Consider the following 20,250-nt stretch of genomic DNA (forward strand, 5'->3'; position numbering starts at 1 on the left):
ATTGCGCCGCCGAGCGGTACAGGACAGGAGAGGTCGGGCATGATCAGGGGCAGGGCTGTTGCGGGAGCGGTTCTTGGCGCAATGACGCTGCTCGGTTGCCTGGCATCCTCCGCCGAGGCCGCGCAATGCGGCAGCTCGCCGGCCGGCTTCGAGGCCTGGAAGCGCGAGTTCAGCGCGGAGGCGCAGGGCAAGGGCATCGGCCCCACGGCACTGTCGGCGCTGATGCAAACGAACTATGCCAGCGCCACGATCGCGGCCGACCGCGGCCAGCGCAGCTTCTCGCTGACGCTGGACCAGTTCCTGGCCAAGCGCGGCGCCACCACCATCGTCGCCAAGGGCCGGCAGCTCAAGCAGTCGCAGGCCGCTTTGTTCGCCTCGATCGAGCAGCGCTATGGCGTCCCGCCCGGGCCGCTGATCGCGATCTGGGGCATGGAGACCGGCTTCGGCAGCCAGCGCGGCAACCAGAACATGCTGTCGTCGATTGCGACCCTCGCCTATGACTGCCGCCGTCCCGAATTCTTCACCGACCAGCTCTATGCGGCCCTGAAGCTGATCGACCGCGGTACGCTGTCGGGATCGACCCGCGGCTCCATGCATGGCGAGGTCGGCCAGACCCAGTTCATGCCCAAGAGCATTCTGGCCTACGGCACCGGCAATCTCGAAGTTGCGGCCAATGCGCTGAACTCGACCGCGAATTTCCTCAAAGCCCATGGTTGGCGTGCGGGAGCCGGATACCAGCCGGGCGAGCCCAATTTCGCTGCCATCGAGGCTTGGAATGCCGCTGGTGTCTATCAGAAGGCGATCGCGCTGATGGGCCGGCAGATCGACGAGGGCGGGAGTGCCGCGGCCTCACGCTGAGCTCTTGCTCAGCGACGTGTGATGCGACGGCGAGAGAAAGTTGTTGCCTTCTGGAACCGACGGCACGAGGTTTGCTTTGATCAAGTTCAGGGCTGGGCATGAGGAGACTCAACATGGCTACCCAGATCGTGATGGACCAAACTGGCGATACGCGCCACGAGTTTGATCCTGGCAACGCCGAGGCGCTGGCGCGAGCCGAACGGCGCTTTCGTGAGCTGACCGGAGCGGGCTTCACCGCCGCGCTTCGAACCGGACCCGGCGAAGTGACCCGGATCCGATCGTTCGATCCGACCGCGCAGGAAACGCTGTTCTATCCCCGCCTGGTCGGCGGTTGATCTGAGCTGCTCATGATCGCGGCAGTTTGGCTCCGCGCGCCGGCGCGTGCGCGCCTGCATGCGCTGCGTGAACTCTATCGCCGCTTCTTCGGCGAGAACACGCCGGATGCGCGCGGCCGCCGGCTTCTGGCCGAATGGCTGTCACCGGCGCAGCGCGCTCAATTCGAGCAGTTTCGGTATTTCGACGTCGTCGGTTGCGACACCGGCCGGACCTATCGCATCCACTACGGCACAGCCGCCAACGTCCACGAGGTCGATAGTGAGGGGCGCGCGACGATGGGGTGGTGCTTCGTCCCGTCAGGCTTCCTGGTACCGGGCGATGTGATGTTGGCGCAGAAGATCGCGCTCGAGACGGACGAGAGAGGGGCGCTTGCGCTCGCCAACCGGTTTCCGCCGGCGACGCATTCCGAGCACTTCTACCGGCGACCTTTCTAGAGCATGATCCAGAGGAAAAGTGCGGAGCGGTTTTCCAAAAAGATCATGCTCAAACAACAACCTAAAGCGCGATGACGATTCATCCTAATCGCATCGCGCTTTAGCGTCAGAACGGTCAGGAATGCGTAGTGCGGTAAGCGTCGAACGCATGCGCCGCGAAGACGCCGATGCTGCACAGCGCGAGCAGGGCTGAGATCAGCTCGATCATAGCTCGTCCTCCCGCAGCGGCTGGGCAACGAGATTCTGGCAGCACGAATATTCGTAGATCAGGTCGAGGATGAACTGCATGGTGGCCGTCCCTGTATTTATTTTGACAACTACTTAAGCGGCCATCTGTTTCAGGCGTGTTTCGTCGCATCGGGAAAGGGGTTTCGTCAGGAACCTTGCGCTGGTTTGTGCGCTGCGGGCCCGCTATATCCCTCATGGCTCAGTCGATTTTGAGCCGTCTCTTCGGGAGCGGCACGTCATTTTGCGAGGCAAAATCATGGCGCAGGTCGAGTGGTTCGACGATCTCACCATCGGAATGCAGTTCAAATCCCCCGAAGTCGTGGTCACCGAGGCCGACATCAAGCGCTTTGCCGCCGAGTTCGATCCGCAGCCGATGCATCTCGACCACGAGGCGGCGAAGCAGACCCTGTTCAAGGGGCTTGCCGCCTCGGGATGGCACACCGCCGCGATAGCCATGAACCTTGCGATCCAGACCCGTCCGTTCGGCCCGCATCCGCTGATCGGCGCCGGTGTGGACGGCCTGCGCTGGACCATGCCGGTGCGGCCCAACGACCGCCTGCATCTGGTCGGCGAGGTCATGAGCCTGACGCCGTCGAAATCGAAGCCGCAAGGCATCGCGCTGGTGAAATGGACCATGTTCAACCAGAACGGCGAGGAGGTTTACACCTTCACTCCGATCGCGATCGTGCCGCGGCGGGGATAGGACGGCCGCCGGCCGTTCGCCTCGCCCTCTTGCGAGCCGCCGGGAGAGGTGGTCATCTCGGCGCGGGGAACGCGCTGGAGGCCGACATGAAACGATCTCTTCTTGCCGCCGGAATTCTCGCTTGCGTCTTGAGCGCAACCGCCTCGAGCTCGAGGCCCGCGCTTGCGCAACAATCCAAAGTCGGCGACTGGACCATCGAGAAGCGGGCGCAGGACACCCATTGCAATGCCAGCCGCGGCTACAAGGACAAGGATGACGAGAACCGCGACTACGTCATCGTGATCACCTATTCCGAGCAGGCGATCGTGATCGTGATGATCTACGACGGTTGGGAATGGGACAAGGCCGGTGAGATCCTCCGGGCCGATGTCGGCACCGACGATGCCGACATCATGAAGAAGGCCAAGTGGGAGGTCATGGACAAGACCACGGTGCGCGGCATCTTCGCATACGACCAGTCGATCATGGACCGCCTCGCGAAGGCCAAGCGCCTCACGCTGGACTTCGAGGACGACGACGATGACAGCATCGAGATGCAGATCCCGCGGGCCGGCGAGGCGCTGGCGGCGCTGAAATTCTGCGAGGAGAACCGGAAATGATGGTCCCGCCGGGGGCGTGCCGCGGCGGGACGCTGTTCACTCGGCAGGCCCCTGGACCGGCGCTGCGCTGATGTCACTGCCGTGATGAACCAGCGGCTTCATGCCGGTGACGGTTCTGAGCAGCACATAGAACACCGGCGTCAGGAATAGGCCGAACACGGTGACGCCGATCATGCCCGAGAACACGGCAACGCCCATGGCGCGCCGCATCTCCGAGCCGGCGCCGGTCGAGAGCACCAGCGGCAGCACGCCCATGATGAACGCCATCGACGTCATCAGGATCGGGCGTAGCCGCAAGCGGCTGGCTTCGATCGCAGCCCGGATCGGCGTGCGCCCGGCGAATTCGAGCTCGCGCGCGAATTCGACGATCAGGATCGCGTTCTTGGCGGAGAGGCCGACCAGCACGATGAGGCCGATCTGGGTGAAGACGTTGTTGTCGCCCTTGGAGATCCAGACGCCGAACATCGCGGCGAGCAAGCCCATCGGCACGATCATGATGATCGACAGCGGCAGGGTCAGGCTCTCATAGAGCGCGGCCAGCACCAGGAACACCAGCAGGATCGCCAGCGGAAACACCCAGATGCCGGAATTGCCGGCGATGAACTCCTGATAGGTCAGGTCGGTCCATTCGAAGGCAAAGCCCGGCGGCAGCACCTCCGCCGCGATCCGCGTCGCCGCTTCCTGCGCCTGGCCCGATGAAAAGCCCGGCGCGGCCGCCGCGTTGATATCGGACGAGAGGAAGCCGTTGTAGCGGATCGCGCGCTCCGGCCCCGCGCTCTGGCGGATATTGAGCAGCGCCGACAATGGCACCATGTCGCCGGACGACGAGCGCACCTTCAACTGTCTGATGTCGTCGGCGCGGGCGCGGAACGGCGCATCGGCCTGGACGCGGACCGAATAGGTGCGGCCGAACTTGTTGAAGTCGTTGACGTAGTAGGAGCCGAGGTAGATCTGCAGCGTGTTGAACACCTCGGTGACGGGCACGCCCAGCTGCAGCGCTTTGGTGCGGTCGATGTCGGCGAACAGCTGGGGCACGTTGACCTGGAAGCTGGAGAACACGCCCGCGATCTCCGGCGCCTTCTGCATCGCCGCCATGAAGGCGGTGGTTGCCTCGTTCAGGGCGTCATAGCCGAGACCGGCGCGGTCCTCGATCTGCAGCTTGAAGCCGCCGATGGTGCCGAGGCCGTTGACCGGCGGCGGCGGGAACATGGCGATGAAGGCTTCCTGGATGCCGGCATATTTCTTGTTCAGCTCGGCCGCGATCGCAGGGCCGCTGAGCGAGGGATCCTTGCGCTCGTCGAACGGCTTCAGCGTCGAGAACACGATGCCGGCATTGGATGAGTTGGTGAAACCGGAGATCGACAGGCCCGGGAAGGCTACCGAGCTCTCGACACCGGGCTGAGTCAGCGCGATGTCGCTCATCCTGCGGATCACCTCTTCGCTGCGGTCGAGCGTGGCGCCATCGGGCAGGCGGGCAAAGCCGACGAGGTACTGTTTGTCTTGGCCCGGCACGAATCCACCAGGCACCTGCTGGAACAGAAATGCGGTGAGTCCGACGAGGACCACATAAAGGCCCATCATCGCGGACTTACGCGAGATCACCTTGCCGACGCTGCCGCTGTAGTTCTCCGAGGACCGCGTGAACGCCTTGTTGAACCCGCGGAAGAACCAGCCGAGGCTCTTCTCCATGATCAGCGTCAGCCAGTCCTTCGGCTCGTTGTGGCCCTTGAGCAGCAGCGCCGACAACGCCGGAGACAGCGTCAGGGAATTGATGGCCGAGATCACCGTCGAGATCGCGATCGTTAGCGCGAACTGCTTGTAGAACTGTCCCGTGAGGCCGGAGATGAAGGCGAGCGGCACGAACACCGCGATCAGCACCAGCGCGATCGCGATGATCGGGCCCGAGACCTCGCGCATGGCCTGATAGGTGGCATCGCGCGGCGACAGCCCGGACTCGATGTTGCGCTCGACGTTCTCGACCACGACGATGGCGTCGTCGACGACAATGCCGATGGCGAGCACCAGGCCGAACAGGGTGAGCGCGTTGATCGAGAAGCCGAACACGTGCATCACGGCGAAGGTGCCGACGATCGACACCGGCACGGCCAGCAGGGGAATGATCGAGGCCCGCCAGGTCTGGAGGAACAGGATCACGACCAGCACGACCAGCGCGATCGCCTCCAAGAGCGTGTGGATCACAGCCTCGATCGAGGAGCGAACGAACTGGGTAGGGTCGTAGACGATCTGGTAGGACACGCCCTCCGGCATGTTCTTCTTGATCTCCGCCATGGTGGCGCGGACATTGTCGGAGATCTGCAGCGCGTTGGAGCCCGGCGCCTGGGAGATCGGGATTGCCACCGCATGCTTGTTGTCGAGCAGCGAGCGCAGGCCGTATTCGGACGCGCCGAGCTCGATGCGCGCGACATCGCGCAGACGGACGACCTCGCCGCGCGTGCCGGTCTTGACCACGATGTCGCCGAACTGCTCCTCGTTGGCGAGGCGGCCTTCGGCATTGACCGAGAGCTGGAGATCGATGCCTTTGACATTCGGAGAGGAGCCGACCACGCCGGCGGCGGCCTCGACGTTTTGCGCCTGGATCGCGCGCACGATGTCGCTTGCGGTCAGGCCGTGCTCGGCCGCCTTCTGCGGATCGACCCAGACCCGCATCGAATAGTCGCCGGCGCCATAGAGCTGGACGTCGCCGACGCCGTCGATCCGCGCCAGCCGGTCCTTGACGTTGAGCACGGCATAGTTGCGCAAATACGTCATGTCGTAGCGGCCGTTCGGCGACAACAGATGCACCACCATGGTGAGGTCGGGCGAGGACTTCTTGGTGATGATGCCGAGCTGGCGCACCACGGCCGGCAGGCGCGGCTCGGCCTGCTGCACGCGGTTCTGCACCAGCTGCGTCGCCTTGTCGGGATCGGTGCCGAGCCGGAACGTCACCGTCAGCGTCATCGCGCCGTCGGTGGTCGCCTGGCTCGACATGTAGAGCATGTTCTCGACGCCGTTGATCTGCTCCTCGATCGGGGTCGCCACTGTCTCCGCGATAACCTTGGGGTTGGCGCCGGGATAGGTAGCGCGCACCACGACGGAGGGCGGCACGACGTCGGGATATTCCGAGATCGGCATCGCGAACAGCGAGATCAGGCCGGCAAGGAAGATCAGGACCGACAGCACGCCGGCGAAAATCGGACGATCGATAAAGAACTTTGACAGATTCATGGCCTTGCCCCTGGGCAATATCCTGATGTTCTCCGAGACCTCCACTCGTCATTCCGGGGCGCGCGAAGCGCGAACCCGGAATCCTGAGGTGATGTGATCGGAGTTTCGTACGCTCGAGATTCTCAGGTGCGCAATTGCGCACCGTAGTTCGCGCGATGCGCGCCCCGGGATGACGGGGTGCATTAACGCTGCACCACGTCCTGGTTGCTGTGGTTCGACGCCTGCTGCGGCCCCCGTGCGCCCATCGCCGCCACCTCCGTCTTGAGGAGGGCTCCCGGACGCACGCGTTGCAGACCATTGACGACGATGCGGTCGCCGGACTTCAGGCCCGAGGTGACGATGCGAAGCCCATCGACGGCGCCGCCGAGCGTGACCGGCCGGTAGACGGCGCGGCTGTCGTCGCCGACTGCCATCACGAACTTCTTGTCCTGGTCGGTGCCGATCGCGCGCTCGTCGATCATCACCAGCGCCTGTTGCTTCGGCTGGCCCATGCGCACGCGCGCGAACTGGCCGGGGATGAGACGCCCATCGTCGTTGCGGAACACCGCGCGGACACGGATGGTGCCGCTCTGGCCGTTGACCTGGTTGTCGATCAGCTGGATGTTGCCCTTCGCGGACAAGCCGCCCGAGGTCGTCATCTCGACCGGGATCTGGTCGAGCTTGCCGCGTTGCCCGGAAGCATCGGCGATCGAGTTCAGCGCGCGCAGCACCACCTCTTCGTCCGCATCGAACGAGGCGTAGATCGGATTGACCGAGACCAGCGAGGTCAACACCGGCGAGGCGGTGCCGGCGGCGACGAGATTGCCGACGGTGACCTCGATCTTGCCGACGCGGCCATCCACGGGGGCGCGCACTTCGGTGTAGTCGAGATTGAGCTTTGCGGTCTGCAGCGTCGCCTCGGCCGCCTTGACGTTGGCGATTGCTTCGCGATTGGCGTTGTCGCGCTGGTCGTAGTCCCGCCGGGTGACCACGGCGTTGCCGACGAGCTGTGCGCCACGCTCGAGCTCGCTTTGGGTGAAGACGACGCGCGCTTTGGCGGCCTCGAGCTGGGCGGCAGCTTTGTCGACCTCGGCCGCATAGGGGGCGGGATCAATCTTGAACAGCACGTCGCCGGCCTTCACCAGCGCGCCCTCGGTGAAGTTCGCCGACATGATCGCACCCGCAACGCGGGGGCGGAGCTCGACACGGTTGATCGCCTCGAGCCGGCCGGAGAAATCGTCCCACAGCACGGTCTGCCGCGGCTCGATCATCGCGACGGTGACGGAAACGGCTTGTTCAGCTGCGGCCGCGGGTGCGGTCGCTTGCGCCGCATGAAAATAGCGGCCGGTCACGATCGAGCCGGCCGCGGCGAGGGCGCCCACGATGGCGACGCCGCCCAGAAGGCGGCGGAAATGGCCGGTGCGGGAGGTATTTTGGGAGGGATGCATTTGCGCGCTCCAGATATGTAGTGTTCACTACAGATGTGGAGCTGGATACCGCAGTGCAAGATAGTTATGTACCAATCACTAAGAAAATTGTACGCCGATACCGCGACGATTGGAAGACACAAGAAAAAGAAAGCTAGAACAAATAGATAGGATCCGGCGTTAGGCTGAGACAGCACGCCGAATCCGAGGAGACAGGCACATGGGCATGGGACGCCCCCGCGAATTCGACGCCGAAACGGCGTTGGACCAGGCGATGGAAGTGTTTTGGCGCCATGGCTATGAGGGCGCGACCATTGCCCAGCTCACGGAGGCCATGGGCATCAATCCGCCCAGTCTCTACGCCTGCTTCGGCAACAAGGAAGGCCTGCTGAAGGCTGCGCTCGACCGCTACACCACGCTGCGCAACATCTGGATGGACGAGGTGGTCGCAGCGCCCACCGCTCGCCAGGTGGCGGAGCGGATGCTGATGGGCATCGCCGACAAGCAGACCGATCCCGCCAATCCGCCCGGCTGCCTGCTCGTGCAGGGCGGCATCGCCTGCGGCACCGGCTCAGAAAACGTCCCCTTCGAGCTCGCCGCCCGCCGCGCCCAGAACGAGGACCAGCTCCGCGACCGTTTCGTCCGGGCCAAGGCGGAGGGCGATCTCAAGGAGAGCGCCGATCCGGCCGCGCTCGCGCGCTATGTCTCGGCGGTGGCGGTCGGCATGGGCGTGATGGCGTCTTCAGGCGCCGATCGTGAAGCGCTGCGGCAGGTCGCTGATGTCGCCGTGCAGGCCGTGGAAGCGCAGTCGGCCAGGGGGTAGAGACGAGTGGCCTGCGCTGAACGACGATCTGCCCGCTCGGGAGCGCGATAGATCGCAAGGCCGCTTAGCTCAGGTCGTGAAGGTCCTTTCCAAGCGGCGGTGTCAGACGAAAGTTCGAGAACACGACTTCCAGTCCCGCCCGCTCGGGCGTGCAGGCCATCGGGCCCACAAGATAGGAGCTTGCTGCCGGAAACGGCGCTAGCCGCATGAGAGGCCAGGTCTTGCCATCGGCCGAGACTTGTAGACGAAGGACGCCGTCGGCGACGGTTGCGCGGACCCAGAAGTCTCCGGCATCATGCTCATAGGGTGCCGTTGCCCAGTCCGATCGCCCGTCGGTTAGCACGCTTGCAAGCATGGCGCGGCCGTCCGACAGTTCGATGCCGGCCTTGACCCAATGTCGCGCGTCGATGCGCACCATGATGCCCGCCTGATCGTAGAGCGCCTGGAAGTCGCCCTGTACACGTAAGCTGGCGGTGAATGCCTCGCCGGTTGGAAAGCCCAGGAAATGCCCGCTGTCACGATAAAAGCCGTAGTAGGTTTCGCGCCAGAAATCGGTGCCTTTGTCCGTCACGACCTGGAGGCGATCGTCCTCTGCCGTCCATCGTTTCGGTTCGTTCAACCACACGCCGTCACTTCTGAGGAGAGTCATTTCCAACCTCGATTGCCGATGCCTGCCGTGGCTCGATCCATCTGCCGGACAAGCATGGCCTCGTGCAAACTGCGATCGGGCGCGTGCACAGAGTTCAGCCTCGCGCCATCGACAGTGGTGCCGATGTCGAGGCCGGCTCACGTTTGATAGCAGCCATGGCTTCCGACCGGTTAAGGGCGTCGGCGCGAGTTGCGGATTCACGATCGGCGATCATGCAACTTTGCGCCTGTTCTGCCCGACGTGTCAAACGGCCTTCGCCGGCAGGACCCGCACCATGCGGCGCGAAATTCTTCAATGATTCGTACTGTGCATGGGGTTGTTTTCGCATTTTTGTTTGAGCGTGCCCGGAGCCTGATCATCCAGCGCCGCAAACCGTATCGATACGGGAACCCCTAAGAGTTTTTACATACAGTTCTGGCACGTTCCGCGCGTCAATATCCGCAGCCTGCATCGTGTCTCATTTCGCGCACGAAAAGACGGAGCCGGCGGGAGTCGAGGGGCCGTAAGCCATGACTGCACTTGCTTCGGACGCCGGTCGCGCCAGGAGTGGGATCGTGCCGATCCTGTTGTGCGTCGTGCCGTTCAGCCAGGTTCCGCTCGATGCCTATACGCCGGGCCTGCCGCAGATGGTGGTGGATCTCGCAGCTGACGCGGCGTCGATGCAGAACACCGTCACCGCTTACATGCTCGGCATGTCTCTGGCGCTGGTGCCGGTCGGTATCGCCTCGGACACTCTCGGCCGCCGCAACGTGCTGCTCGCAGGCCTGTCGGTCCTGATCGCGATGAGCATCGCCTGTGCGATGGCCACCAGCGCCTCGCTGCTGCTCGGCTTGCGCTTCCTGCAAGGCATCGGCGGCTGCACTTGTCTCGTCGTCGCCTATGCGGTCGCAGCCGATTGTTTCCGCGGCCGCGAGCTCACCGCGATCTCCGGCTTGTTGGGTGCCGCCTGGGGCCTTGCGCCGGTGCTGGCGCCGGCAGCCGGTGGCTTCATCGTCGAGCTGACCTCGTGGCGCGGCGTCTTCGTCGTCATTGCCGTCGCCGCGGCGATCGTCGCCGCGATCGTCGCATTTCTTCTGCCCGAAACATTGCCGGCAGAGCGGCGCGCGCCGTTCGATCCGCGCCGCACTGCCGGTATTTTGCGCGATGCGCTGGTCCGCCCGGGCTTCCTCGCCTTCGTGCTGGTGTTTGTCGCGGCGGCCAGCGCGCAGCTGGCGTTCGGCGTCGTCGCGCCGTTCTTCTACCAGACCGGTCTCGGCTATTCGGCGGCCATCTACGGCCTCGTCGCACTCGGGCTTGGCGGGGTCAATCTCGCCGGCGAGCTCGGCTGCGCGCATTTCGCGCGCGTCATGCCGGCGCGCTTGCTGGGCTTCGGCGCCTTCGCGCTGTTCCTCGCCGGTGCGGTGGTCCTGACGGTAACAGGCATGACCCTCGGCCTCGATGTTGCGTCGATCACGATCGGCGGCGCGCTGGTGCTCGGCGGCTGCGGCGTGCTGTGCCCGATGATGTACGGCATGGCGCTTGGCCTGTTCGAACGCGACCATGGCCTGGTTGGCGGCCTCATCAGCGCGCTCTGCTATCTCGCCGTGAGCGGTGCCATGGCGATCACGGCGGTGTTGCCCGAAGCGACACAGGCGCCGATCGGATGGCTTTATCTCGGACTCTGCGCCATTGCGGGGACGCTGCTCGCGATCTCGCTGCCGTCGGCGCGGCAAGCGACACACAGTTAAATAAGGAACCAAATCATGACCACGGTCGGAATTCGCGGCACGTTCTTCGATTTCGTCGACGATCCCTGGAAGCACGTCGGCAACGAGCCGGCCGCCGCGCGCTTTCACCAGGATGGTCTCATGGTCGTCACTGACGGCGTGATCAAGGCGTTCGGTCCTTATGACAAGATTGCCGCCGCCCATCCGGGCGTCGAGGTCACCCACATCAAGGACCGCATCATCGTTCCCGGCTTCATCGACGGCCACATCCATCTGCCGCAGACGCGCGTGTTAGGGGCCTATGGTGAGCAGCTCCTGCCGTGGCTGCAGAAATGGGTCTACCCGGAAGAGCTCAAATACCGGGATCGCGACTACGCGCGCGAGGGCGTGAAGCGTTTCCTCGATGCGCTGCTCGCCTCAGGCACCACCACCTGCCAGGCCTTCACGAGCTCCTCGCCTGTTTCGACCGAGGAGTTGTTCGAGGAAGCGAGCAGGCGCAACATGCGCGTCATCGCGGGCCTCACCGGGATCGATCGCAACGCGCCGGCCGATTTCATCGATACGCCGGAAAATTTCTATCGCGACAGCAAGCGGCTGATCGCGCAGTACCACAACAAGGGCCGCAATCTCTACGCCATCACGCCGCGCTTCGCCTTTGGTGCCTCGCCGGAATTGCTGAGAGCGTGTCAGCGCCTCAAGCACGAGCATCCGGACTGCTGGGTCAACACCCACATCTCCGAGAACCCGGCCGAATGCAGCGGCGTGCTGGTCGAGCATCCGGATTGCCAGGATTATCTCGGCGTCTACGAGAAGTTCGACCTGGTCGGTCCGAAATTCTCCGGCGGCCACGGCGTCTATCTCTCCAACAACGAGTTCCGCCGCATGTCGAAGAAGGGCGCGGCGGTGGTGTTCTGCCCGTGCTCGAACCTGTTCCTCGGCAGCGGCCTGTTCCGCCTCGGCCGGGCCACCGATCCCGAGCATCGCGTCAAGATGTCGTTCGGCACCGATGTCGGCGGCGGCAACCGCTTCTCGATGATCTCCGTGCTCGACGACGCCTACAAGGTCGGCATGTGCAACAACACGCTGCTCGACGGCAGCATCGATCCCGCGCGCAAGGACCTCGCGGAAGCCGAGCGCAACAAGCTCTCGCCCTATCGCGGTTTCTGGTCGATCACGCTCGGCGGCGCCGAAGGCCTCTACATCGACGACAAGCTCGGCAACTTCGAGCCGGGCAAGGAGGCCGATTTCGTCGCGCTCGATCCGAACGGCGGACAGGTCGCGCAAGCGTGGCATCAATCGCTGATCGCCGACGGCGCCGGCCCGCGCACGATGGACGAGGCCGCGAGCATGCTGTTCGCCGTCATGATGGTCGGCGACGATCGCTGCGTCGACGAGACCTGGGTGATGGGCAAGCGTCTCTACAAGAAAGGCTGAGGCGGACCGCTGCCGATGCGCGCATCTCCTGAAACAGCCGGCCAGCCGGTCGCTCTCGTCATTCAGCGCCGCATCGCCGACGACGCCTTTGCTGCGTTCGCCCGGTGGAACGGTGAGGTCGGCGAGGTGCTCAAGGCCTGGCCAGGCTTCCTCAGCCTTGAAGTGGTGCCGCCGCAACCGCCGGCGCATGTGGACTGGGTGACGATCCTGCGTTTCGCGAGCCCCGCTGCGGCACGTGCCTGGCTGCAGAGCGAGGTGCGGGCGAAGCTGATCGCGGAAGTGCAGCGCTTCTTCGTCGGTTCGGAGGACGTCCATATCCTGCCCGACACCGGCGTCCCGCGCGACAGCGCGGTCTCGGCCGTCATCTCATTCAAAGTCCCTGATGGACTCGAGGACGCGTTCCTGAAATGGCAGCAGCGCATCCAGGCGGCGGAGGCCGAGTTCAAGGGATTTCTGCGGCACAAGATCGAGCGGCCGATTCCGGGCCTGCACGACGAATGGATCATCATCCTGTCTTTCGACAGCGATGCCAATCTCAATGCGTGGCTCGACTCGCCGTTGCGGCAGACGCTGCTGAAGGAGGGCGCGCGCTTCAATGCCGGAATGCACGTGAGGCGGGCGAGCTACGGCTTCAATTTCTGGTTCCCGGCCGGCAAGACGTCGGCCCCGGAGCAAGGGCCCGGTTTCATCTGGAAGAGCAACCTGATCGTTCTCCTGGTCCTTTATCCCGTAGTCTACCTCTGGGGCTATTTCATCAGCGCGCCCCTGATCGACAGAAACGGCGTGCCGGTCTGGCTGTCGCTGTTCATCGGCAATCTCGTCAGCACGCAGCTGCTCGGCTGGTGGCTGGTGCCCGCCGCCTTCAAGGCGCTCGACTGGTGGGTGACGCCGAAGGCGACGATCAGTCGCCAGATCGCGGGGTACGTGCTGCTCGCCGTGCTCTATGCCGCGTCGATGGGCCTGTACGCGCTGCTGCTCGCGTGGCATTGGGGACGGTGAGACCGTCAACCGTATCGACGCGGAGAAGGACGGTCGCTGGACATCGACGACCATGTTCGCCCTGACGTTTCTCGGGACATCGGCGAGCGTTCCCTCGGCGGAGCGCAACCATCCGGCACTCCTCGTGGAAGCCGCAGGCAAGCGCGTCCTGGTCGATTGCGGCGAGGGCACGCAGCGCCAGCTGCTGCGCAGCGGCGCCGGCTTCCGGCGGCTCGACCGCATCCTGCTCACCCACGCCCATCTCGACCACGTGCTCGGCATCCCCGGACTATTTTCGACGCTCGGCTTGCGGCAGACGTCCGAGACGATGACCGTTCACGGCGGCGCGGGCACGCTCGACCTCGTCACCCGCATGCTCGCCGGCCTGTGGGGCGCGGGCAGGGCGCCGATCGCCGTCCAGTTCGAAGCGCTGACCGAGGGACGAGCTATCGATACCGGTGAATTCGCCGTTGACTGTTTTCCGGTCCGCCACCGCGACACCGACAGCTTCGGCTTCATCTTCCAAAGCCCCGCGCGCCGTCATCTGCGGCCTGATCGCCTCATCGCGCTCGGTGTCCCCGATGGTCCGTTGCGCGGCGAGTTGGCCGCCGGCCGACCGATCGTGGTTGCCGACCGAACCATCGATCCGGAAGAGGTCCTGGGTCCTGTGAGCGGCGGCAGCAAGCTCGTCGTGATCGGCGACACCGAGACCACCGAGGGGTTGTCGCAATACGTCGCCGGCGCCGACATGCTGGTGATCGAGGCGACGTTCCTCGATCGCGACGCGCCGACCGCGCGGAATTACGGCCATCTCACCGCGGCAGAAGCGGCCTCCTTTGCCGCCGCGAACGAGGTCGGACAGCTCGTGCTGACGCATATGTCGGGACGCTACGAAGACGCAGAGATTCTCGCCGAGGCGGCAAAAATCTTCCCGAACACCCGGATCGCCGCAGACTTCGACCACATCGTCGTCTGTTCAAACGCGCCCTGACCCGATCCGTCCACCGCAGCGCTTGCCAGCCCAGATGCGAGCGGGTAGAAGGCTGCCACGCCTGAGCCGCGATTAGCGCGATGCGCTTCCCGGCCACAGTCGAACAAATCAAGCAGGCCTTTGAATTTGTTCGACTATTCCGTTGGGGAATGGTGTAACGGTAGCACAACAGACTCTGACTCTGTTTGTCTTGGTTCGAATCCAGGTTCCCCAGCCAGTTCCGGGCGCTTTCCCAAAGGTATGGTTCCGGTCCCTGGGCAGGATGGCAGGCAGGTTGATGGGCTGCCTCGCTGCTCGCGACGGTTTGCCTCACCTAGTATTTGCGTTTCCAAGTCGGATCGCCGCGCGCTGTATCGTCCTTGGGCTGGACAACCCAAGGAGATCCGCAAATGCCCTATGTCGATGGTTTCGTTCTCGCCGTGCCGAAGGACAATATCGAGGCCTACAAGGCGCTGGCGACGCAAGCCTGCGCCATCTGGATGGAGCACGGCGCGCTCGATTATGTCGAATGCATCGGCGATGACGTTCCCTATGGAGAGCTCACCTCGTTTCCGCGCGCGGTGATCGCGAAGGAGGACGAGATCGTGGTGTTCGCCTGGATCGTCTATCGGGACCGCGAGAGCCGCGATGCCATCAACAAGAAGGTGATGGCGGACCCGCGCATCAAATTCGAGGGCATGCCGTTCGACGGCAAGCGCATGATCTATGGCGGCTTCACAACGCTGCTTCGGGCGAGTGACATCGTGACGCGAGGCGTGCCTGCTACTTGATCTTGTCGTAGGCCGCCGCGAAATCGCCGAGCGGCATCGGGATCGCGATGGTCTCCTTGGCCATGTTCTGAAAAGAGACCTTCAGCTGCTTGCCCGACCGCAAGGCGGCGAGCAGGTCCGGCGCAACCGGGGTCGAGGCGTAGCAGCCGCGATTCTCGCAGGTCTGGATCTGGAGATCGAACGTCTTGCCTTCGTCGATCTGGAGCTTGGCCCCGACCGGAAGGTTGAGGCCGAGCGGCAATTGCAGAAGCGCGATCGGCGTGCGGGTGTCGGGCGCGATGCGGATGTTGATCAGGACGACGGTCTGGCCCGTCTTGGTCAGCACCGCGTTCTGCTCCATCGCGCATTCGAGCGGCGCGTCGCGGCTTGCGCTGGTGCAGCGGACGATCCAGCCGGGCTGTCCGGAAGCACCGTCAGCCTGCGCCTGTGTCGGGGCAGGCGCGGGCTGCGCGGCCGGGGCGGGCGCGGCGTTCTTCTTGGCGCCCTGCTGGGCGTGTGCTGCGCCCGCTGACAACAGGACAGCAGCGACAAGGGCGACAAGTCTGGATTGCACAGGCATGGGAAACCGCATTTGCGAACCGGGGTCTCGCTGTAGCGTCGCGGCAGGCGCGGCGCAAGCTTACTCGGCGGCTTCCTTGACGCTGCCGTGCTCGGGCGTCTCCTCGCCTTCGTCGTCCGAACGGCCCCAGGTCGAGAACCAGTTGTTGAGCTTGTCGAGGTAGAGATAGACGACCGGCGTGGTGAACAGCGTCAGCGCCTGACTGACGATCAGGCCGCCGACCATGGCGTAGCCGAGCGGCTGGCGGATTTCGGCGCCGGTGCCGTGGCCGAGCATGAGGGGCACGCCGCCGAGCAGGGCCGCCATCGTCGTCATCATGATCGGGCGGAAGCGCAGCAGTGCGGCCTGGCGGATCGATTCCTCCGGCGTCTTGTGCTCGTCGCGCTCGGCGGCAATCGCGAAGTCCACCATCATGATGCCGTTCTTCTTCACGATGCCGATCAGGAGAATGATGCCGATCAGCGCGATCAGGCTGAAGTCGAATCCGGCCGCCATCAGGATCGCGAGCGCGCCGACGCCGGCCGAGGGTAGCGTCGACAAAATCGTGATCGGATGGATGTAGCTCTCGTAGAGAATGCCAAGGATCAGATAGACCACGACCAGCGCGGCGAGGATCAGGAGCGGCACGGTGCCGAGCGATTGCTGGAACGCCTGCGCGGTGCCCTGGAAGCTCGAATTCAGCGTGGGCGGCGTCCCGAGCTCCGCCATCGCCTTCTGCACGGCCTCGGTGGCCTGGCCGAGCGCGACGCCTTGCGCGAGATTGAAGCTGATCGTGATCGACGGGAACTGGCCTTGATGGCTGATCGAGAGCGGGCGGACCGGATCGGTGGTCCAGCTCGCGAAGGTCGACAGCGGCACCTGGTCGCCGGTCAGCGGCGATTTCACGTAGAGCTTGTTCAGCGTCTCGAGATCGCCCTGCATCTCCGGCAGGACTTCCAGGATCACCTTGTAGGTGTTGAGCTGCGTGAAATATTGCGTGACCTGCCGCTGTCCGAAGGAATCATACAGCGTATCGTCGATCAGCTGGGGCTGGATGCCGTAGCGGGCGGCGGTGTCGCGGTTGATCTTGAGCTGGACCGTCGTGCCCTGCGTCTGCTGGTCGGTCGCGACGTCGCGCAGCTCCGGCAGTGTCTGCATCTTGCCAAGGATCTTCGGCGCCCATTCGTTCAGCTCGTCCAGATTGGCGTCTTGCAGCGTGAATTCGAACTGAGTGCGCGTGGGTCGACCGCCGAGCCGCACGTCCTGGGCCGCCTGCATGTAGAGGCGGGCGCCCTGGACCTTGTCGAACTGCGGACGCAGACGCGCGATGATCTGCTGGGCCGAAGCGTCACGCTCATTGCGCGGCTTCAGCGTGATGAACAGGTTGCCGTTGTTGCCGGCACGGCCGCTGCCACCGATCGACATGGCAACGCTGGCAACGTCGGGATCGGCCAGGATGATCTTGCCGAGTTGCTCCTGGCGTCTCACCATCTCCTTGAACGAGATGTCCTGCGAGGCTTCGGACGTGGCCGTGATCAGGCCGACGTCCTGCTGCGGGAAGAAGCCCTTGGGGATCAGCACGAACAGGTAGATCGACAGGCCGAGCGTGACGAAGAAGATCGCGAGCGTGGTGCGCCGCCAGGCGAGGGCGTGATCGAGCACATATTCGTAGCCGCGCAGCATCGCGTCGAAGGCGCGCTCGCTCCATTGATAGAAGCGGCCGTGCTGCACCTCACCATGGGCGCGCAGGAAGCGTGAGGCCATCATCGGCGTCAGCGTCAGCGATACGAACATCGAAACGAAGATCGTCATCGCCAGCACCACGGCGAATTCGCGGAACAGGCGCCCGATAATGCCGCCCATCAGGAGCAGCGGGATCAGCACCGCGACCAGCGAGATGCTGATGGAGACGATCGTGAAGCCGATTTCCTTGGAACCCTTGAAGGCGGCCTCCATCGGCGAGTCGCCTTCCTCGATGTAGCGCGTGATGTTCTCGAGCATCACGATGGCGTCGTCCACCACGAAACCGACCGCGATGGTGAGTGCCATCAGCGACAGATTGTCGAGCGAATAGCCGACCGGCCACATCAGGGCGCACGCGCCCAGCAACGCCAGCGGAACCGTGACGGTGGGAATGACCGTCGCCCAGAAGCTGCGCAGGAAGATGAAGATGACCATGACCACGAGCACAATGGTCAAGAGCAGCGTGAACTGGACGTCCTCGACCGCGGCACGGATGGTCGCGGTGCGGTCGCTGATGAGCTCGATCTTGATCGCGGGCGGGATCGCCGCCACGAGACGAGGGAGGGTCGCCTTGATCCTGTCGACGGTTTCGATGACGTTGGCGCCGGGCTGCTTGAAGATCACCAGGAACACGCCGCGCTTGCCGTTGGCCCACGCCGCCTGCTTGGCGTCTTCGGCAGCGGTGACCGCTTGGCCGATATCGCGGATTCGCAACGGAGCGCCGTTGCGATAGGCGATGATGACGTCGTTCCAGTCCTTCGCGTGGGTGAGCTGGTCGTTGGCGTAGATCGTATAGGCCCGCTTCTCGCCGTCGATATTGCCCTTGGGGCTGTCGACCGTGGTGATCGCGATCTGGCTGCGGATATCCTCCATCGACAAGCCCTTGGCGACCAGCTTTGCGGGATCGACCTGAATGCGGATCGAGGGTTTCTGCTGGCCGCCGATGAAGACCTGGGCGACGCCCGAGAGCTGGCTGATCTGCTGGGCGAGCTGGGTGTCGACGGCATCGCTGACGCTGGTCAGCGGCAGCGTCTCCGATGTCGCCGACAGTAGCAGGATCGGCGCGTCGGCGGGGTTGACCTTGCGGTAGGTCGGGGGCGACGGCAGGTTCCTCGGCAACTGGCCGCTGGCCGCGTTGATGGCACCCTGTACGTCGTTGGCGGCGCCGTCGATGTTGCGGTTGAGGTCGAATTGGATGGTGATCGACGCCGTGCCCAGATAGCTCGTCGAGGTCATCTGCGCGATGCCAGGAATCTGGGCGAATTGCCGCTCGAGCGGCTGCGCCACCGACGAAGCCATGGTCTCGGGGCTGCCGCCGGGCAAATTGGCGGTGACCTGAATGGTCGGAAAGTCCACCTGCGGCAGGGGCGCGACCGGGAGCAGGGGATAGGCGACCAGGCCGACGAAGAGAATGCCGGCCATCAGCAGCGAGGTGCCGATGGGATATCGGATGAAAGGCGCCGAAATCCCGCCCCCGATCATTGCTGTCGAACCTTGTTCTGGGTCGGATCCGAGCTTGCTACCGCCGTCGACACCAGGCTTCCGGGCTGCACCTTGAACTGTCCGCCGACGATCACCTGCTGACCGGGGCTCAATCCTTCCTCGATGACCGAATGACCGTCGATGCCATAGCTGACCTTGATCTTGTGCAGTTCGGCCTTGTTGTCCTGGTTGACCGTATAGGCATAGAGTCCGTTGGTGGAGCGCTGGACCGCGTCATCCGGAACGACCGTCGCATCCTTCAGCGTTCGCACCAGGAGCCGCGTCGAGACCGATTGCCCCGGCCACAGCGTTCTTTCCTTGTTGTCGAACACCGCCTTGAGCCGGATCGTGCCGCTGGTCGCGTCGACCTGGTTGTTGATCACCGCGAGCTTGCCCTCGGCCAGCGTCCTCTTGCCGTCGGTGGTGAAGGCGATCACCTTGAGCGCGCCGGCCTTGTGGCCTTCGCTGATATAGGGGAGCTGGTCTTCCGGCGCGGTGAAGATCACCGCGATCGGCTCGACCTGCGAGATCGTGACGATGGCGGTCTGCGACGAAGCGTTGACGATGTTGCCGATGTCGACCTGACGCAGGCCTGCCACGCCGGTGATCGGCGCCTTGATCTGGGTGTAATCGAGCTGGGTCTGGGCGTTGGAGATCGCGGCATCGTCGGCGGCGATCTGGGCGGTGAGCTGAGCGACGGTGGAGCGCTGTGTGTCGACGCGCTGGGCGGTGGCGAATTCGCCGAGCTTCGTGGCGCGCTGGAGCTCGAGATTGGCGTTGGCGAGACTGGCCTCGTCCTGCGCCTTCTTGGCCTTGGCCTGGTCAAGCGCGGCCTGATAGGGACGGGGATCGATCGAAACCAGGAGATCGCCCTGCTTGACGATCTGGCCTTCCCTGAATTCGAGCTTGTCGATCTGGCCATCCACACGGCTTCGGACCTGGACCGTGTTAAAGCCCTGAACCGTGCCGAGACCAGTGAGATAGACCGGAAAGTCGGTCTTCTGAACCGGCGCAACGCTGACCGGGACGGCGGAGGGGCGAGGCGGGCCTTTTTGTGCGGTCTGGGTTTTTCCCGCCTCGGACGTGCCGAATTTCTGCCAACCATAATAGCCCGCAGAAGCCACGGCCGCGATGATCAGAAGCCAAAGGATCGGCCGGGACTTGTTCATGTCGTCTCGTGTCGGCTCGTATGCCCTCGGCTACGAATATCGGGGCAATCGTACGGTTCCAGCATGATGTATAATACACGCCAACTTCCAGAGTAAACAGCACTATCGGGTGAGAATCCTAAACAATTGGAAAGCTTTGCACCGTGTAGGCAGCTCGTTGGCGCGGCGACGTGCAATG

Annotated in this window: 17 protein-coding genes and 1 tRNA gene; 12 read left to right on the plus strand and 6 right to left on the minus strand. The window is 64.2% G+C overall.

Features of this window, described 5'->3' with window-relative positions; translation table 11 throughout:
• Positions 1 to 39: 39 nt before the first annotated feature.
• The 5 genes from I6F21_RS02810 (at position 40) to I6F21_RS02830 (ending at position 3,158) form a co-directional block, all read left to right on the plus strand.
• The gene (locus I6F21_RS02810) at positions 40 to 858 is read left to right on the plus strand and encodes a lytic murein transglycosylase (RefSeq protein WP_036001257.1); all 819 of its coding nucleotides are present in this window, start codon (positions 40 to 42) and stop codon (positions 856 to 858) included.
• Positions 859 to 971: 113 nt separating this feature from the next.
• Positions 972 to 1,193: a hypothetical protein gene (locus I6F21_RS02815; protein WP_007592399.1), complete on the plus strand. Its 222-nt coding sequence runs from the start codon at positions 972 to 974 to the stop codon at positions 1,191 to 1,193.
• Positions 1,194 to 1,205: 12 nt separating this feature from the next.
• The gene (locus I6F21_RS02820; RefSeq protein WP_036001255.1) at positions 1,206 to 1,628 is read left to right on the plus strand and encodes a hypothetical protein; all 423 of its coding nucleotides are present in this window, start codon (positions 1,206 to 1,208) and stop codon (positions 1,626 to 1,628) included.
• 484 nt (positions 1,629 to 2,112) lie between these two features.
• Complete coding sequence (locus tag I6F21_RS02825; protein WP_036001252.1) at positions 2,113 to 2,559, plus strand: MaoC family dehydratase; 447 nt, start codon at positions 2,113 to 2,115, stop codon at positions 2,557 to 2,559.
• An 86-nt stretch (positions 2,560 to 2,645) separates the two neighbouring features.
• Positions 2,646 to 3,158 carry a hypothetical protein gene (locus tag I6F21_RS02830; protein WP_036001249.1) on the plus strand — a complete coding sequence of 171 codons (513 nt, stop codon included), beginning with the start codon at positions 2,646 to 2,648 and terminating at the stop codon, positions 3,156 to 3,158.
• 36 nt (positions 3,159 to 3,194) lie between these two features.
• Here I6F21_RS02830 and I6F21_RS02835 read toward each other — a convergent pair whose 3' ends face one another.
• Positions 3,195 to 6,383: a multidrug efflux RND transporter permease subunit gene (locus I6F21_RS02835; RefSeq protein WP_225140178.1), complete on the minus strand. Its 3,189-nt coding sequence runs from the start codon at positions 6,381 to 6,383 to the stop codon at positions 3,195 to 3,197.
• Positions 6,384 to 6,565: 182 nt separating this feature from the next.
• The gene (locus tag I6F21_RS02840) at positions 6,566 to 7,810 is read right to left on the minus strand and encodes an efflux RND transporter periplasmic adaptor subunit (protein ID WP_036001246.1); all 1,245 of its coding nucleotides are present in this window, start codon (positions 7,808 to 7,810) and stop codon (positions 6,566 to 6,568) included.
• 199 nt (positions 7,811 to 8,009) lie between these two features.
• On the opposite strand from I6F21_RS02840, the gene I6F21_RS02845 reads away from it, so the two are divergent.
• Positions 8,010 to 8,612, plus strand: a complete 603-nt coding sequence (locus I6F21_RS02845) for a TetR/AcrR family transcriptional regulator (RefSeq protein ID WP_036001244.1) — start codon at positions 8,010 to 8,012, stop codon at positions 8,610 to 8,612.
• A gap of 64 nt (positions 8,613 to 8,676) precedes the next feature.
• Here the strand turns inward: I6F21_RS02845 and I6F21_RS02850 are convergent, their stop codons facing one another.
• Positions 8,677 to 9,261: a DUF1349 domain-containing protein gene (locus tag I6F21_RS02850; protein ID WP_225140179.1), complete on the minus strand. Its 585-nt coding sequence runs from the start codon at positions 9,259 to 9,261 to the stop codon at positions 8,677 to 8,679.
• 509 nt (positions 9,262 to 9,770) lie between these two features.
• Between I6F21_RS02850 and I6F21_RS02855 the strand changes: the two genes are divergently transcribed.
• From I6F21_RS02855 to I6F21_RS02880, 6 genes are all read left to right on the plus strand, one after another.
• Complete coding sequence (locus I6F21_RS02855) at positions 9,771 to 10,988, plus strand: multidrug effflux MFS transporter (RefSeq protein ID WP_225140180.1); 1,218 nt, start codon at positions 9,771 to 9,773, stop codon at positions 10,986 to 10,988.
• A 15-nt stretch (positions 10,989 to 11,003) separates the two neighbouring features.
• Positions 11,004 to 12,401 (plus strand): guanine deaminase, encoded by a 1,398-nt coding sequence (gene guaD, locus I6F21_RS02860; RefSeq protein ID WP_225125813.1) that lies wholly within the window; start codon positions 11,004 to 11,006, stop codon positions 12,399 to 12,401.
• 15 nt (positions 12,402 to 12,416) lie between these two features.
• Positions 12,417 to 13,400, plus strand: a complete 984-nt coding sequence (locus I6F21_RS02865) for an antibiotic biosynthesis monooxygenase (RefSeq protein WP_225140181.1) — start codon at positions 12,417 to 12,419, stop codon at positions 13,398 to 13,400.
• 52 nt (positions 13,401 to 13,452) lie between these two features.
• The gene (rnz, locus tag I6F21_RS02870) at positions 13,453 to 14,370 is read left to right on the plus strand and encodes a ribonuclease Z (RefSeq protein ID WP_225140182.1); all 918 of its coding nucleotides are present in this window, start codon (positions 13,453 to 13,455) and stop codon (positions 14,368 to 14,370) included.
• 143 nt (positions 14,371 to 14,513) lie between these two features.
• Positions 14,514 to 14,587, plus strand: a tRNA-Gln gene (locus I6F21_RS02875).
• Positions 14,588 to 14,759: 172 nt separating this feature from the next.
• Positions 14,760 to 15,140: a DUF1428 family protein gene (locus I6F21_RS02880; RefSeq protein WP_225140183.1), complete on the plus strand. Its 381-nt coding sequence runs from the start codon at positions 14,760 to 14,762 to the stop codon at positions 15,138 to 15,140.
• Here the strand turns inward: I6F21_RS02880 and I6F21_RS02885 are convergent.
• The 3 genes from I6F21_RS02885 to I6F21_RS02895 are packed head-to-tail and all read right to left on the minus strand — an operon-like array spanning position 15,133 to position 20,072.
• Positions 15,133 to 15,699, minus strand: a complete 567-nt coding sequence (locus tag I6F21_RS02885) for an invasion associated locus B family protein (RefSeq protein ID WP_036022432.1) — start codon at positions 15,697 to 15,699, stop codon at positions 15,133 to 15,135. The genes I6F21_RS02880 and I6F21_RS02885 overlap by 8 nt on opposite strands.
• 60 nt (positions 15,700 to 15,759) lie before the next feature.
• Positions 15,760 to 18,903, minus strand: a complete 3,144-nt coding sequence (locus tag I6F21_RS02890; protein WP_036022406.1) for a multidrug efflux RND transporter permease subunit — start codon at positions 18,901 to 18,903, stop codon at positions 15,760 to 15,762.
• Positions 18,900 to 20,072, minus strand: a complete 1,173-nt coding sequence (locus tag I6F21_RS02895) for an efflux RND transporter periplasmic adaptor subunit (RefSeq protein ID WP_225140184.1) — start codon at positions 20,070 to 20,072, stop codon at positions 18,900 to 18,902. Before I6F21_RS02895 ends, I6F21_RS02890 begins: the two co-directional genes overlap by 4 nt.
• Positions 20,073 to 20,250: the final 178 nt, after the last annotated feature.

This window comes from Bradyrhizobium sp. NBAIM03 (assembly GCF_020194055.1).
In the GTDB taxonomy this organism is placed as follows: Bacteria; Pseudomonadota; Alphaproteobacteria; order Rhizobiales; family Xanthobacteraceae; genus Bradyrhizobium; species Bradyrhizobium yuanmingense.

Coding starts and splice junctions, on each gene's coding strand:
- I6F21_RS02810 (WP_036001257.1), top strand. CDS start 40: ATGATCAGGGGCAGGGCTGTTGCGGGAGCGGTTCTTGGCGCAATGACG.
- I6F21_RS02815 (WP_007592399.1), top strand. CDS start 972: ATGGCTACCCAGATCGTGATGGACCAAACTGGCGATACGCGCCACGAG.
- I6F21_RS02820 (WP_036001255.1), top strand. CDS start 1,206: ATGATCGCGGCAGTTTGGCTCCGCGCGCCGGCGCGTGCGCGCCTGCAT.
- I6F21_RS02825 (WP_036001252.1), top strand. CDS start 2,113: ATGGCGCAGGTCGAGTGGTTCGACGATCTCACCATCGGAATGCAGTTC.
- I6F21_RS02830 (WP_036001249.1), top strand. CDS start 2,646: ATGAAACGATCTCTTCTTGCCGCCGGAATTCTCGCTTGCGTCTTGAGC.
- I6F21_RS02835 (WP_225140178.1), bottom strand. CDS start 6,383: ATGAATCTGTCAAAGTTCTTTATCGATCGTCCGATTTTCGCCGGCGTG.
- I6F21_RS02840 (WP_036001246.1), bottom strand. CDS start 7,810: ATGCATCCCTCCCAAAATACCTCCCGCACCGGCCATTTCCGCCGCCTT.
- I6F21_RS02845 (WP_036001244.1), top strand. CDS start 8,010: ATGGGCATGGGACGCCCCCGCGAATTCGACGCCGAAACGGCGTTGGAC.
- I6F21_RS02850 (WP_225140179.1), bottom strand. CDS start 9,261: ATGACTCTCCTCAGAAGTGACGGCGTGTGGTTGAACGAACCGAAACGA.
- I6F21_RS02855 (WP_225140180.1), top strand. CDS start 9,771: ATGACTGCACTTGCTTCGGACGCCGGTCGCGCCAGGAGTGGGATCGTG.
- guaD (WP_225125813.1), top strand. CDS start 11,004: ATGACCACGGTCGGAATTCGCGGCACGTTCTTCGATTTCGTCGACGAT.
- I6F21_RS02865 (WP_225140181.1), top strand. CDS start 12,417: ATGCGCGCATCTCCTGAAACAGCCGGCCAGCCGGTCGCTCTCGTCATT.
- rnz (WP_225140182.1), top strand. CDS start 13,453: ATGTTCGCCCTGACGTTTCTCGGGACATCGGCGAGCGTTCCCTCGGCG.
- I6F21_RS02880 (WP_225140183.1), top strand. CDS start 14,760: ATGCCCTATGTCGATGGTTTCGTTCTCGCCGTGCCGAAGGACAATATC.
- I6F21_RS02885 (WP_036022432.1), bottom strand. CDS start 15,699: ATGCCTGTGCAATCCAGACTTGTCGCCCTTGTCGCTGCTGTCCTGTTG.
- I6F21_RS02890 (WP_036022406.1), bottom strand. CDS start 18,903: ATGATCGGGGGCGGGATTTCGGCGCCTTTCATCCGATATCCCATCGGC.
- I6F21_RS02895 (WP_225140184.1), bottom strand. CDS start 20,072: ATGAACAAGTCCCGGCCGATCCTTTGGCTTCTGATCATCGCGGCCGTG.